Below are 13,689 nucleotides of genomic sequence, written 5' to 3'. Positions count from 1 at the left end.
GTCGGGGCCGCGGACCATCCTGGTCCGCTCTCCGCACCCCCATCCCATCGGGCAGCGCTAACCGCGAGCGTTGTGATCGCCGCTTCGGCGTCAATGCTCTTCTTCTCCCCGCGCGCGGGGAGAAGATGCCCGAAGGGCAGATGAGGGGAGCGAGCGCAGCGAGTTGCCTTCGCTTTTTTGCCAACGTGCCCGAGATATATGGGAGGGCAGGCGGTGCCGGTGGGCAGGCGCGACTGTCGGCGGCATGGATGCCGCCGATCAAGCCTCCATGGACGGATTCACGGCGTGTCGCGACTGCCCACCGGCGCCGACTGCCCGTGCCCGGATCGCATTACTGGCACACGCCACGTCCCCTCACCCTGCGTCGCTGATGCGACGCTTTCCCTCTCCCCGCAAGCGGGGAGAGGGAGGGGGCGCAGCAATCGATCAGTAGGCGTCAGGCCGCCATCACCGACGAAGTCCGAACGCAATCGCGCCCATCAGCCTTGGCCCGATAAAGCGCCTCGTCAGCGACCTGCAGCGCCGCTTCGGCGCCGCCCTTCATGCCAGTGTCCACGGCATGCACGCCGAAACTGGCAGTCACCGGAATCGTGACGCCGTGCGAACGGAACGGCTCCGCGCGCAGACGTACGCGCAATTCCTCGGCGATGTGCGAGGCGGATTCCAGATCCATCCCGGGCAGCGCGACGACGAATTCCTCACCGCCAAAACGGGCCAGCAACGCATTGTGCTGACGCAGCGTCTGCCCGATCACCCCCGCCGCCCAACGCAGGCACGCATCGCCGACCAGATGACCGTAGCGATCGTTGATTTGTTTGAAGTGATCCAGGTCGATCATCAATAGCGACAGCCGTCGACCGTTGCGCGCCTGCGAAAGCAGACTCTCGAACCCTTCATGGAAATAGGTCCGGTTATGCAACCCAGTCAGGCCATCGCGCTGGCTCGATTCGCGCAAGCGCCCGTGCGCGTCGGCGAGCTGATTCAGCGCGTTGCTGAGCTCAGACGTGCGCTGCGCGACCTTCTGCTCCAACTGATCGCGCGACTCGCGGATGATGCGCTCGTTCTCGCTGCGCAAAGCCGAATACCGGTAACCCAGGCCGATCGACAGCAGCAACATCTCCATCGCCGAACCGATCTCCTTGCCGTACTCGGTGAAAAATACCTTCGGCATCAACCCGAACGCCACCGCCGCGAACATACCCGTGCCGAGCAGGAACATCGCCCACGCCAACAGGAAGATCACCGCCGGCTTGTAACCGCGCCGCGTGATCATCAGGCCCAGCGTGGCCACCCAGGTGATGCTGAGGAAGACCGACGCCGACGCGATCGGCGTGGACACGTGATACGGCAGCCGGGCCGAAGCGAAGCCCAGCAGCACATAAAAGGCGATGATGCCCAGGGTGATGCGATCGCCCAGGCGCCAGCGCTGGCTCAGCCCCAGGAACGTCCGCGTGAACTGCTGCATGCCGACCTGCGAAAGGCAGATCGACAACGGCACGGATTTGTCCGCCAGCCACGGCGAGCGTGGCCACAGATATTCGAAGCCGAGCCCGTTGAGCGTGAACAGCACCAGCCCGAACGCACTGATATGCAGCAGGTACCAGAAGTAGCTGGAATCGCGCAGCGTCAGCCACAGCACCATGTTGTAGAAGAACAACGCCAACAGGATGCCGTAATAGACACCCATGCCCAACTGCGCATCGCGCGACATTTCGGTGAACGCCGATTGCGTGTACAGCGTCAGCGGAACCTGCATCGAACTCTGGCTCTGCACCCGCACGAACACGTCGACCGGCTGGTCGTACGGCAGGTCGATCAGGAAATTCGGATGCCGGTAGCGGATGCTGCGGCCCTCGGCGAAGGGCAGGGCATCGCCCCCTTGCCAGTGCTGCGTGCGGCCGTCAGCGAAACGCGCATAGACATCCAGGTGATCGCTCAACGCGTACTGCTGCACGAGCACCCAGCGCTGCTGCGTGCGCGCGCGGTTGAGCAGGCGTGCATGGAACCAGTACGCGCCGTTCTGGAAGCCGAACGCCGCGCTTTCGTCGGGGAGATGGGCGAAGCGCCTGTTCGCCAGCTTGTGCGCGGCATCCTGCAGCGAATCGCGTGCCGCGGCGTCGTGGTAGTACACGACGTGGGGCGAGAGCGGGACCCGCGCCGTCGCATCGGTGAGGACGACCCCGTCATGGTTCGCGCGCGCAGGGGCGGACAGCGCCATCAGTGCGGTCAGGCACAACACACCCAGTAGTAACCGAACGATCCCCATTCGAGCCCCTGGCAGCCGCGCGGCGGCGTGAAGGGAGTGTACTTCAGCGGGAAGAGCGCTTCGTGTCGCCGTCGACCGGGCCGGTGGGTGACGCCCGGCTTGACGCGAGTGCCCCGCCTTGGCTAATGTATTAGCGCGTTAATACATTAAATGAGCCATTTCCCCATGAAGCGCCGCCCCAACGACACTGAACAGACCGAGGACGCCCTCGACGACCTCGCCGGTGCGCTCTCGCGCCTGGGCACCGCCGCGCAGGTGCGCGCCTTCCTCGAAGACCTGTGCACGCCGGCGGAGCTGGAGGCGATGAGCGACCGCTGGAAGGTCGTGCCCCTGGTCGCGGAAGGGGTTCCGTATCGCGAGATCCATGATCGGACGCTGGTCAGCGTCACCACGATCGGACGCGTCGCCCGGACCCTGGAACGGGGTGCCGGTGGCTATGCGGCGGCGCTCAAGCGCCGCGCCGCGCGTTGAGGGCCGCCCAATGAGTCCTGTGACTGCCGCGGTCGGCCGCGACCGCCTGCGTATCGCCATTCAGAAGTCCGGCCGCCTCGCCGAGCCCGCCCGTGCGCTGCTCTCGTCCTGCGGACTGAGCTGGCGCGAAAGCCGCGACCGCCTGTTCTGCTACGGCGAGAGCCTGCCCATCGACCTGCTGCTGGTGCGCGATGACGACATTCCCGGCCTGATCGCCGAGGGCGTGTGCGATCTGGGTATCGTCGGCCGCAACGTATTGAACGAACTGGATCTTGCCAACCGTCCTGAGGGGGGCGGTGCGCGCTTCCGCGAACTGCGCGCGCTCGGCTTCGGCGGCTGCCGCCTTTCAATCGCCGTGCCCGATGGCTGGGAGTGGCGCGACGCGTCGCAGCTTGCGGGCAAGCGCATCGCGACCAGCTATCCGCAATTGCTGTCGAACTGGCTGCAAGCGCAAGGCGTCGACGCACAGGTGGTGCTGCTGTCCGGCTCGGTCGAAATCGCACCGCGCCTGGGCCAGGCGGATGCGATCTGCGATCTGGTGTCCAGCGGCGCGACCCTGGCGGCGAATCAGCTCAAGCCGGTGCAGACGTTGCTGGAGAGCGAAGCGGTGCTCGCCGGTCCCGCCGCCGACTTCGACGACGTGCGTGCCGAATTGATGGAGCTGCTGCAGCGCCGCCTCGATGGTGCGCTGCGTATCCGCCGCAGCAAGCTGCTGATGTTCCAGGCGACGCGCGAGCTGCTGCCCGCGCTGCTGCCGCTGCTGCCTGACGCGGAAGAACCGACGGTGATGCAGATCGACGGCGCCGAGCGCCTGGCGCTGCAGGCGCTCTGCCACGGTGCGTTGACCTGGCAGCGGCTGGAAGACCTCAAGCGCGCCGGCGCGCGCGGCCTGATGGTGCTGCCGGTGGAGGGCCTGCTGGCATGAAGCGCGTCGATTGGAACAGCCTCGAAGCCGGCGAACGTGCCACGTTGCTGCGTCGGCCCGCGCAAGTCACGGCGCAGGGAACGACGGTCGCCGTGACCACGATCCTGGAAGCGGTCCGCAGCGGCGGCGATGCGGCTCTGCGCGAATACAGTTCGCGCTTCGACAAAGTCGATCTGGTCGACTTCGCCGTGGCCGGAGAAGAATTCGACGCCGCCGAATCGGCACTGACGCCCGCCTTGCGCGCCGCGATCGCGGAAGCCGCCGGACGCATCCGCCGCTTCCACGAAGCCGGCATGGGCCAGGAATTCAGCATCGAAACCGCCGATGGCGTCGCCTGCGGCCGCATCCTGCGACCGATACCGCGCGTAGGACTGTACGTGCCCGCAGGCTCGGCGCCGCTGCCGTCGACGGCCCTGATGCTCGGCATTCCCGCGGCGCTGGCGGGTTGCGACGACATCGTGCTGTGCACGCCGCCGCGCGCGGATGGAACGGCCCATCCGGCGGTGCTGTTCGCGGCGCGCTGCTGCGGTATCGCGCGCGTGTTCAAGATCGGTGGCGCACAGGCGATCGCCGCGATGGCGTTCGGCACGGCCTCGATTCCGCGATGCGACAAGCTGTTCGGTCCCGGCAACGCGTACGTGACCGAGGCCAAGCGTCAGGTCTCGATGACCGAAGGCGGCGCCGGCATCGACATGCCCGCCGGGCCGTCGGAAGTGCTGGTGATCGCCGACGCCGGCGCGAACCCGGTATTCGTCGCGGCCGATCTGCTGTCGCAGGCCGAGCACGGTCCGGATTCGCAAGTGGTGTTGCTCAGCGATGACGAGGCCATGCTCGATGCCGTCATCTTTGAGGTGGCGCGACAGGTGAAGACCTTGCCGCGGGTGGAGATCGCCGTGCAGGCCTTGGCGGCGTCGCTGGCGATTCGTACGGCTTCGCTGGAGCAGGCCTTCGCCATCAGCAACGACTACGCGCCTGAACACCTCATCCTCGCCCTGCGCGACGCACGCCGCTGGCTGCCGCGCGTGCGCAGCGCCGGCTCGGTGTTTCTCGGCGATTGGGCGCCGGAAGCCTTGGGCGATTACTGCAGCGGCACCAATCACGTGCTGCCCACCAGTGGCGCCGCGCGCTGGTGCAGCGGCCTGAGCGTGGCCAGCTTCCAGACCGCGATCACGGTGCAGGAAGTGGCGCGCGACGGTCTCGCCAACATCGGCCCGTGCGCGGTCGAACTGGCGTCCGCCGAAGGGCTCGACGCCCACGGCCTCGCCGTGAAGGTGCGGCTGGAGGCGCTCGCGGCATGAGCGTGCTGAATCTGGTTCGCGACGATCTGCGCGACTTCGCCGGCTATCGATCGGCGCGCAGCGACCGGCTCGAGGGCAGCGTGTGGCTCAATGCCAACGAATCGCCATGGCCGAATCCTGCCGACACGCAGGCAGCGCTGCGCCGCTATCCCGACCCGCAACCGCAGCGCTTGCGCGAGGCATTGGCGGCGCTCTACGGCTGTCAGCCGCAACAACTGCTGGCCGGGCGGGGCAGCGATGAGGGCATCGATCTGCTGTTGCGCGCCTTGTGCCGTCCCGGCGCTGGCACGGTGGTGGTGACGACGCCGACGTTTGGCATGTATGCGGTTTGCGCACGATTGCATGGCGCGCGCGTCGTCGATGTTCCGTTGGGGGAGGAGACCGACGGCTACGCTTGCGATTTCGCGGCGGTGGCGGAGGCTGCGGAGCGGGAGGCGGCGAGCATCGTCTTCCTCTGCTCACCGGGCAATCCGGGCGGCAACGTGCTGTCGCTGGAGGCGGTCGCAACACTGGCGCAGCGTCTGCGCGAGCGCGCGGTCGTCGTAGTCGATGAGGCCTATATCGAATTCGCGCAGGCGCCTTCGGCGACCACGCTGCTGGCGGCCGAGCCGAATATCGTCGTCCTGCGCACGTTGTCGAAGGCGCATGCGCTTGCCGCTGCCCGCATCGGTACCGTGATGGCGGATGCCGAGCTGATTGCCGTGCTACAGCGCTGCCAGGCCCCTTATCCCTTGCCGGTGCCGTGCGTGGACGCCGCTCTGGCGGCTTTGACACCGGAGGCGATCGCAACGACGCAGGCGCGCGTGGCGCAGTGCGTGCTCGAACGCGAACGCCTGCAGTCTCGCCTTGAAACCTTGCCGGCCGTCCGTCGTGTCGTACCGTCCCGCGCGAATTTCGTGCTGGTGCGTTGCTTCGACGCCCAGGCGATGTTCGACGCGTTGCTGGCGCAAGGCATCGTCGTCCGCGACTTGCGCGCGATGCCGGGTCTGCAGGACGCGTTGCGCATCAGCATCGGCACGCCCGAACAGAACGACCGTGTGATCGCGACCGTCGCCTCGCTGGCACAGGCCGGAGTGGCGGCATGAGCGCGATCCTCTTCGTCGACCGCGATGGCACCCTGATCGAGGAGCCCGCGGATTTCCAGATCGACCGCTTCGACAAGTTGCGCTTCGTGCCGGGCGTGATCCCGGCGATGCTGCGGCTGCGCGATTCGGGCTATGAATTCGTCATGGTCACCAACCAGGACGGTCTGGGCACGGACGCATTCCCGCGCGCGGATTTCGACGGTCCGCACGACCTGATGATGAACGTCTTCGCCAGCCAGGGCATCGAGTTCCGCGACGTGCTGATCGACACCAGCTTTCCGGCCGACAACGCGCCCACGCGCAAGCCCGGGCTGGGTCTCATGCAGGGCTACCTGCGCGACAGGAGCATCGACTGGACGCGCTCGGCGATGATCGGCGACCGCGAAACCGACGTGGCGTTCGCGCGCAATCTCGGCGTGCGCGCCTTCCAGTTGAAGACCGCGCAGTTCGGGGGCGAGTGGGACTGGGCCGGCATCGCCCAGGCCTTGCTGGCGTCGCCGCGCATCGCGGAAATCGAACGTACGACGCGCGAAACGCAGATCGCGGTACGCATCGACCTGGATACGCCGAACGAGCCGCAGGTAGCGACCGGGCTGGGCTTCTTCGACCACATGCTCGATCAGCTGGGCAAGCATGGCGGGATCGGCCTCACTCTGCGCTGCGAAGGTGATCTGCATATCGACGAGCATCACACGGTCGAGGACTGCGGGCTTGCACTGGGCCAGGCCTTGAAGCAGGCGCTCGGCGACAAGCGCGGCATCGGCCGCTACGGCTTCACCTTGCCGATGGACGAGGCGCTAGCCAGTGCGGCCTTGGATTTTTCCGGGCGTCCTTACTTCGTGTTCGACGGCAGCTTCCGGCGCGAGCGCGTCGGCGAGCTGCCGACCGAGCTGGTGCCGCACTTCTTTCGCTCGCTGTGCGAAACCGCGGGGCTCAACCTGCATTTGAAGGTCGAAGGCGACAACGATCACCACAAGGTCGAAGCCTGCTTCAAGGCGGTCGCGCGCGCGTTGCGGCAAGCGGTTCGTCGTGAAGGCAGCGCCTTGCCGAGTACCAAAGGTGTGCTGTGATGGAGGTGGTGCTGATAGATTCCGGCGGCGCCAATATCGGATCGGTGCAGTACGCGTTGCAGAGATTGGGCGTGGACGCGCGGCTCAGCGCGGATGCCGGGACGATCGCGAGGGCCGATCGCGTGATCCTGCCCGGCGTCGGCGCGGCCGGCGCGGGCATGGCGCGCCTGCGCGAACTGGGACTGGTCGATCTCGTGCGCGGGCTCTCGCAACCCTTGCTGGGGATCTGCCTGGGCATGCAGTTGCTGTTCGAATCCTCCGAGGAGAACGAGACCGCCTGCCTGGGGCTGATTCCAGGCCGCGTCCGCAAGCTCGCGGGCGGCGAGGGCGTACGCGTGCCGCACATGGGGTGGAACGTATTGCAGGTACACCGCGAAGATGCGTTGCTCGCCGGGATGGCGGCCGATGCGCAGGCCTATTTCGTCCACAGCTATGCCGCGCCGGTGAGCGATGCCACGCTCGCCACGACGACGCATGGCGAGGAATTCAGCGCGGTCGTGCGCCGCGGGCGCTGTTGGGGTGCGCAGTTCCATCCCGAGCGGTCGGCCGCGGTCGGCGCGCGCCTGCTGGAGAATTTTCTTTCGGAGCGACTGGCGTGAGCGGCTTCACTCTGTATCCCGCCATCGACGTGCGCGCTGGCCGAGTGGTCAGGTTGCGCCAAGGCGACTACGCGCAGGAGACGCGCTACACGGGCGATCCACTCGACGTGGCGCGCCGCTATGCGCAAAGCGGCGCGACCTGGCTGCACCTGGTCGATCTGGACGCCGCACGCGAAGGCGGCTACACGCTGGCACCGTTGTTGGAGCGGATCAAGCAAGACACCGCGCTGTCCGTGCAGACGGGCGGGGGCGTGCGATCGGTAGAGGACGTTCGCCGATTGCTCGACGCGGGCGCGGATCGCGTCGTCGTCGGTTCTCTGGCCGTACGCGAGCCCGACACGGTCCTGGCGTGGCTCGATCTGTTTGGCAGCGAACGGGTCACAGTCGCGCTTGACGCGCGCTGCGCGGATGGACGCTGGCAGTTGCCCACCGAAGGCTGGACTCAGGAAAGCGGGATTTCGCTCGATGCACTGCTGGCCCGTTACGCACAGGCTGGTTTGCGTCATGCCCTGTGCACGGACATCGATCGCGATGGCATGCTCGCCGGCCCGAACATCGCCTTGTATCGCCAGATCGCCACGCAGGCGCCGGGCGTGCGCCTGCAGGCCTCCGGCGGTGTGCGCGGCATCGAGGACATCGCCGCGGCGCGGGAAGCGGGTTGCGCGGGCGCCGTGCTGGGCAAGGCACTGCTGGAAGGCCACTTCGAACTCGCGCAGGCGCTACGCGAGGAATACGCATGCTGAGCCGCCGCATCATTCCCTGCCTGGACGTGCGCGACGGCCGTGTGGTCAAGGGCGTGCGCTTCCGCGACCACGTCGACATGGGCGACATCCTGGATCTGGCCTTGCGTTACCGCGACGAGGGCGCGGACGAACTGGTGTTCTACGACATCACCGCCAGTCCTGAGGGACGCCGCGCCGATCGCGGCTGGATCGAGCGGGTGGCGCGCGTCATCGATATTCCGTTCTGCGTTGCCGGCGGCATCCGCGATACCGACGATGCACGCACGCTGCTACATGCCGGCGCGGACAAGATCTCCATCAATACGCCGGCGCTGGAACGTCCGGAGCTGATCGACGAGCTGGCCGAGGCCTTCGGCGTGCAATGCGTCGTCGTCGGCATCGATAGCCTGCGCGATGCGGATGGCGAATGGCGTGTGCGCCAGTACACCGGCGATCCCTCGCGGACCCGCGCGTTGTCCAAGCGCACGCTCGACTGGGTGGTGGAAGCGCAGCAGCGCGGCGCCGGCGAGATCGTACTCAACTGCATGGGCAGCGACGGCGTCCGCGCCGGCTACGACATCGCGCAACTGCGCGCGGTACGCGCCATCTGCCATGTGCCGTTGGTGGCCTCCGGCGGCGCCGGCGCCATTGCGGATTTCGCCCAGGTCTTCGACGAGGCCGACGTAGATGGGGCATTGGCCGCCTCGGTCTTCCATTCCGGTGCTGTCCGCATCGGCGAACTCAAGCGAGTCCTGCGTGGACAGGGCATCGAGGTGCGCCATGCCGCATAGCGCCAGCACGGAATTACAGATCGATGCATTGGCCTGGGACAAGCAGAACGGCTTGTTGCCCGCCGTCGTGCAGGACGCCGAAACCCTGCGCGTGCTGATGCTGGGCTACATGGACCGCGCGGCGATCGCTGCGACGCTGGAGACCGGCAAGGTCACCTTCTACAGCCGCAGCAAGCAGCGGCTGTGGACCAAGGGCGAGCAGTCGGGTCACGTGCTGGAACTGGTTTCGATCCAGGCCGATTGCGACAGCGATACCCTGCTGGTGCAGGCACGTCCGCACGGCCCGACCTGCCATCTGCAGCGGACCAGCTGCTTCCCCGAGGCCCCGGGCGACTTCCTCGCCGAACTGGAAGCCTTGGTGGCACGGCGCGAGCGTGAACGTCCGGCGGGCAGCTACACCACGCGTCTGTTCGAAGCGGGCGTGCGCGGTATCGCGCAGAAGGTGGGCGAGGAGGGCGTGGAGACCGCGCTCGCCGCGGTCGCGCAGGGCGATACCGAACTGGCCGGCGAAGCGGCCGACCTGCTGTACCACCTGCTGGTGCTGCTGCGTTCGCGCGGACTCTCGCTGGCCGACGCGGTGGCCGTGCTGCGCTCGCGGCATCGCGATGCCGGCACGGCCACAACCTAGCCAGCGGCGCTTGCAAGGTCACCGCCGCCTCGGATAATCGCTGCGACCACGGAGGCCGCATGCGATTCCTGCTTTTTCTTGTCCTAGCTGCGCTTACGACGCCGGCCTTCGCGCAATCGGCCGTGTGCAACGCCGGCGTCGTGTATCGCGACGACAACGGCAACGGCCGGCGCGACCGCGGCGAGCCCGGCCTGGCCGGGATCAAAGTGTCGGACGGCGAACGCATCGTCGTGACCGCGCGCGACGGGCGCTACTCCTTGCCCATCGAAGATGGCACGGTATTCGTCATCAAGCCGGCCGGCTACGGCTTCCCCGCACGCGCGGACGGCACGCCGGATTTCTGGCGTCATCTGCAAGCACAGGCGGGACCGTCGCTCAAGTACGGCGGGATTCCGCGGCAGCCCGCCGGCTGCCGCGACTTCGCCCTGGTGCCGCAGAAGCCGCGGCGCGATGGGGCGCTCGACGTGCTGGTCTTCACCGATCCGCAGCCGAAATCGCTGACCGATGTCGGCTACTACGACCGCGACGTGGTCGCTTCGGTCCTGGCCTCGCGTCCGTCGCCCGCCGCCGATCTGGGCATCAGCCTGGGCGACATCGTCAACGACGATCTGTCGCTGTATCCCGCGCTCAATCGCGTGACGGCGAAGATGCACGTGCCCTGGCTGCACGTGGCCGGCAATCACGACCTGGACGCCGATGCGCCGCGCGACGAGGATTCGCTGCGCACGTTCCGCAACACCTACGGCCCGGATACCTTCGTCTGGGAGGAAGCCAACGCCGTCTTCGTCGCGCTCGACGACGTGATCTACCATCCGCGTCCGGCCGGCGATTACATCGGCGGGCTGCGCGAAACGCAGTTCGCCTTTCTCTCGTCGTATCTGGCGACCGTGCCGCGCGATCGTTTGATAGTGATCGGTGTGCATATCCCGTTCTTCGACGCGGCGCCGGGCAAGGAGACGTTCCGCCACGCCGATCGCGAGCGCCTGTTCGCGCTGCTGTGGGATTTTCCGCACGTGCTCCTGCTCAGCGGGCACAGCCATGCGCAGCGTCATGTATTCCATGACGCCTCCAGCGGCTGGCATGGTGCGAAGCCTTTGCATGAATACAACGTCGGTGCGGCGTGCGGCTCGTTCTGGTCCGGCGTGAAGGATGCACAAGGTATGCCGGACACCATGATGGCCGACGGCACGCCGAACGGTTTCGCCACGTTGCGGATCGCGACCGACCGCAGCTATCAATTGGCCTGGCATCCCGCGCGCGACGTGGAGGCGGCGATCGCATTGCACGCACCCAAGGTGCTGCGTCGCGGCGCCTGGCCGGGGACCTTCGTCTACGCGAACGTGTTCATGGGGCGCGACGACACCCGTGTCGAGTTCCGCATCGACGAGGGCGAATGGAAGGCGATGCAGCGAATCGAACAGCCGGACCCGCGCGTAGTCGCGGAGAACATGCGCGACGACCAGGCCGAAGCCCTGCGTGGCTACGACCGCCTGCCCGAAGCCTCGGCGTCTGCGCATCTATGGCGCGCTGCGCTGCCGACGAACCTGCGAGCGGGCGAACATCGCGTGGCCGTGCGCGCGTTAGGCACGACGCCGGGACGGCAGTTCGATACGGCGGAAACCACGTACCGGCTCATGGATGCTTCGCCGTGAACGCTCAAGGCAGCTCGCTGCGCTCGCTCCCCCTCATCTGTCCTCCGGGCATCTTCTCCCCGCAAGCGGGGAGAAGAGAGGGAATATTGTCGTTTCAGTCGCGCTGTACGCCTCCCTCTCCCCGCTTGCGGGGAGAGGGTGCCCAACGGGCGGGTGAGGGGCGCGAGCGCAGCGAGCGTTGCCGTTGCCGTTTCTAAGGGCGCAGCGCGATGTCCGCGAAAGATTCGACGCGCGCATGCCCGCGCGCGGCATCGCCGGTGCGCGGCGACGGATAGTCGTCGCGGCGATCGATCAACACCGTCGATAGTCCGGCCTCCCGTGCCGCATCCAGTTCCTCGACCACGTCGGAAAGGAACAGGATCTCAGCAGGCGGCAGGCCGATGTCCGTGGCGATCCGGCGATAGCTGTCCGCGTCGCGCTTGCCGCCAATTTCCGTGTCGAACCAGCCCGAGAACAGCGGCGTCAGGTCGCCCGCCGCGCTGTGTCCGAAGAACAGGCGTTGCGCCGGCACGCTGCCGGAGGAATACACGTACAGCGGCAATCCGGATTCCTTCCAGGCCTGCAGCGCGGGTGCCGCATCGGGATAGATGTGCGCGGTGAAATCGGCGGAACGGTAGCCGTCGGCCCAGACCATGCCCTGCAACGCCTTGAGCGCGGTGTGCTTGCGGTCTTCGTCGATCCAGCCCTGCAGCACTTCCACGATCATGCTGTCGTCGCACATGCCGCCGTTCTCCGCGGCGACCGAGTCCAGCCACTGGCGCACGCCTGGCTCCTTGCCGCGCGCGGCGACGAAGGCGGGCAGGGCACGACGCGCGTAAGGAAACAGCACGTCCTTGACGAAGGAGATGCTGCTGGTGGTGCCTTCGATGTCGGTGAGGATGGCGCGGATGGGCATGGGGGTGCTCTTACTCATAGCGCGGAAACCGCTGCGCGATGTCCGTCCCGGTGAAATGCCCGACCCACCCATCCGGCACGGTGAAGAAGCGGATCGCCACGAAGCTCGGCTCCGGTCCCATGTCGAACCAATGCAGCGCGCTATCGGGCACGGAGATCAGGTCGCCCTGTTCGCAGCGGATCTCGTAGACCTTGTCGGCCACGTGCAGCGTGAACAGGCCCGAGCCGGCCACGAAGAAACGCACTTCGTCTTCCTTGTGGAAATGCTCGTTGAGGAACTTGGCCCGCATCGTTTCCTTCTGCGGGTTGTCCGGCGCGATGCTCACCACGTCGACGGTCTTGAAGCCGCGCTCGGCGATCAGGCGGTCGATGTCGGCGCGATAGGCGTCGAGGATGATGTCGGGTGCGTCGCCCGGCACCACCGGCTTGCCGGCGCTCCACTGCTCGAAGCCCACCTGGATCTTCGCCAGTTGGCGCGCCATTTCGGCCTGATCCTCGGTGGCGAACTGCGGCTCGCGCGGATTGTCTTCGTTGAAAATGCGTAGGCGGCTCATCGTCTATTTCCGTATCACGAGCGCAGGCGGCGCAGATCGAGTTCGCAGCCGAGCAGGAACTCGAAGGCTTCCAGATGACGGCGTGCCTCGGCCATGTCGCGGCCCCAGGCGTACAGGCCGTGGCCGTCGATCAGGTAGCCCCACAGCGGCTGCTTGTCGAGCAGGGCGTCGACCTGGGCGGCGAGGGTATGCATGTCCTGGGTGTTGGCGAACACCGGCACGTCGATCTCGACGTCGTGCGTGGTCGTGCCGGCGAAGGCCTTGAGCAGTTCGTAGCCTTCCAGGTGCACGTGGCCCATGCCCGCGTACAGGCGCGAGGCCACGGTCTGGTTGTGCGAATGGGTGTGCAGGACGCAGCCGATGTCCGGGAAGCGTTTGTACAGCTGGGTGTGCAGCAGGGTTTCCGCGGACGACTTCAGGTCGGTGGCGACGGGGCGGCCATCGAGATCGACGACCATGATGTCGGCTTCGTTCAATTTGCCCTTGTCGCGGCCGGACACGGTGATCGCGACGTTGTGCGCGTCGATCCGGCGGGAGAAATTGCTGCTGGTCGCCGGCGTCCACCCGCGCGCGGACAGTTCGCGCACGTTGACGATGATCTCCATGGCGCACTGGGCCAGGCGGGCGGGGTCATAGGGAAGCGTGGAATTCATGCGCAAATTGTAGCAACCCGGGTGAAAGGCCAAGGCGACGGCTCATAACGAAAAAGCCCGGCCGAAGCCGGGCTTTTCCTG

The 13,689-nt window shown here is 67.0% G+C and carries 14 protein-coding genes; 10 read left to right on the top strand and 4 right to left on the bottom strand.

Features of this window, described 5'->3' with window-relative positions; genetic code table 11:
- Window positions 1-436: 436 nt before the first annotated feature.
- Window positions 437-2,266 (bottom strand): sensor domain-containing diguanylate cyclase, encoded by a 1,830-nt coding sequence (locus ACYVJ8_RS07005; protein WP_460710614.1) that lies wholly within the window; start codon window positions 2,264-2,266, stop codon window positions 437-439.
- 165 nt (window positions 2,267-2,431) lie between these two features.
- Between ACYVJ8_RS07005 and ACYVJ8_RS07000 the strand changes: the two genes are divergently transcribed.
- Genes ACYVJ8_RS07000 through ACYVJ8_RS06955 form a run of 10 tightly spaced genes read left to right on the top strand, consistent with a single transcriptional unit; the run spans window position 2,432 to window position 11,507 of the window.
- Window positions 2,432-2,737, top strand: coding sequence for a YerC/YecD family TrpR-related protein (locus ACYVJ8_RS07000; protein ID WP_460710612.1), 306 nt, complete (start codon window positions 2,432-2,434; stop codon window positions 2,735-2,737).
- Between the two features lie 10 nt (window positions 2,738-2,747).
- The gene (gene hisG, locus ACYVJ8_RS06995; protein WP_460710610.1) at window positions 2,748-3,662 is read left to right on the top strand and encodes an ATP phosphoribosyltransferase; all 915 of its coding nucleotides are present in this window, start codon (window positions 2,748-2,750) and stop codon (window positions 3,660-3,662) included.
- Window positions 3,659-4,960, top strand: a complete 1,302-nt coding sequence (hisD, locus tag ACYVJ8_RS06990) for a histidinol dehydrogenase (protein ID WP_460710608.1) — start codon at window positions 3,659-3,661, stop codon at window positions 4,958-4,960. Before hisG ends, hisD begins: the two co-directional genes overlap by 4 nt.
- Window positions 4,957-6,045, top strand: coding sequence for a histidinol-phosphate transaminase (hisC, locus tag ACYVJ8_RS06985; protein ID WP_460710606.1), 1,089 nt, complete (start codon window positions 4,957-4,959; stop codon window positions 6,043-6,045). Before hisD ends, hisC begins: the two co-directional genes overlap by 4 nt.
- Complete coding sequence (hisB, locus tag ACYVJ8_RS06980; protein WP_460710604.1) at window positions 6,042-7,115, top strand: bifunctional histidinol-phosphatase/imidazoleglycerol-phosphate dehydratase HisB; 1,074 nt, start codon at window positions 6,042-6,044, stop codon at window positions 7,113-7,115. The genes hisC and hisB overlap by 4 nt, the downstream gene beginning before the upstream one ends.
- Complete coding sequence (gene hisH / locus ACYVJ8_RS06975) at window positions 7,115-7,714, top strand: imidazole glycerol phosphate synthase subunit HisH (protein ID WP_460710602.1); 600 nt, start codon at window positions 7,115-7,117, stop codon at window positions 7,712-7,714. The genes hisB and hisH overlap by 1 nt, the downstream gene beginning before the upstream one ends.
- Window positions 7,711-8,457 carry a 1-(5-phosphoribosyl)-5-[(5-phosphoribosylamino)methylideneamino]imidazole-4-carboxamide isomerase gene (hisA, locus tag ACYVJ8_RS06970; protein WP_460710600.1) on the top strand — a complete coding sequence of 249 codons (747 nt, stop codon included), beginning with the start codon at window positions 7,711-7,713 and terminating at the stop codon, window positions 8,455-8,457. The genes hisH and hisA overlap by 4 nt, the downstream gene beginning before the upstream one ends.
- Window positions 8,451-9,227 carry an imidazole glycerol phosphate synthase subunit HisF gene (gene hisF, locus ACYVJ8_RS06965; RefSeq protein ID WP_460710598.1) on the top strand — a complete coding sequence of 259 codons (777 nt, stop codon included), beginning with the start codon at window positions 8,451-8,453 and terminating at the stop codon, window positions 9,225-9,227. Before hisA ends, hisF begins: the two co-directional genes overlap by 7 nt.
- Window positions 9,217-9,855, top strand: a complete 639-nt coding sequence (gene hisIE, locus ACYVJ8_RS06960) for a bifunctional phosphoribosyl-AMP cyclohydrolase/phosphoribosyl-ATP diphosphatase HisIE (RefSeq protein WP_460710596.1) — start codon at window positions 9,217-9,219, stop codon at window positions 9,853-9,855. The genes hisF and hisIE overlap by 11 nt, the downstream gene beginning before the upstream one ends.
- A gap of 59 nt (window positions 9,856-9,914) precedes the next feature.
- The gene (locus tag ACYVJ8_RS06955) at window positions 9,915-11,507 is read left to right on the top strand and encodes a calcineurin-like phosphoesterase C-terminal domain-containing protein (RefSeq protein WP_460710594.1); all 1,593 of its coding nucleotides are present in this window, start codon (window positions 9,915-9,917) and stop codon (window positions 11,505-11,507) included.
- Window positions 11,508-11,700: 193 nt separating this feature from the next.
- On the opposite strand, the gene mtnC is transcribed toward ACYVJ8_RS06955, so the two are convergent.
- Genes mtnC through ACYVJ8_RS06940 form a run of 3 tightly spaced genes read right to left on the bottom strand, consistent with a single transcriptional unit; the run spans window position 11,701 to window position 13,608 of the window.
- Window positions 11,701-12,402: an acireductone synthase gene (gene mtnC / locus ACYVJ8_RS06950; RefSeq protein WP_460710593.1), complete on the bottom strand. Its 702-nt coding sequence runs from the start codon at window positions 12,400-12,402 to the stop codon at window positions 11,701-11,703.
- A 10-nt stretch (window positions 12,403-12,412) separates the two neighbouring features.
- Window positions 12,413-12,955 carry a 1,2-dihydroxy-3-keto-5-methylthiopentene dioxygenase gene (locus tag ACYVJ8_RS06945; RefSeq protein WP_460710591.1) on the bottom strand — a complete coding sequence of 181 codons (543 nt, stop codon included), beginning with the start codon at window positions 12,953-12,955 and terminating at the stop codon, window positions 12,413-12,415.
- A 14-nt stretch (window positions 12,956-12,969) separates the two neighbouring features.
- The gene (locus ACYVJ8_RS06940) at window positions 12,970-13,608 is read right to left on the bottom strand and encodes a methylthioribulose 1-phosphate dehydratase (RefSeq protein WP_460710589.1); all 639 of its coding nucleotides are present in this window, start codon (window positions 13,606-13,608) and stop codon (window positions 12,970-12,972) included.
- Between the last annotated feature and the right edge of the window lie 81 nt (window positions 13,609-13,689).

It is taken from the genome of Lysobacter terrae, assembly GCF_054782215.1.
Note: the sequence above shows the minus strand (reverse complement) of the source record. Positions and strands in the feature narration are given on the sequence as shown.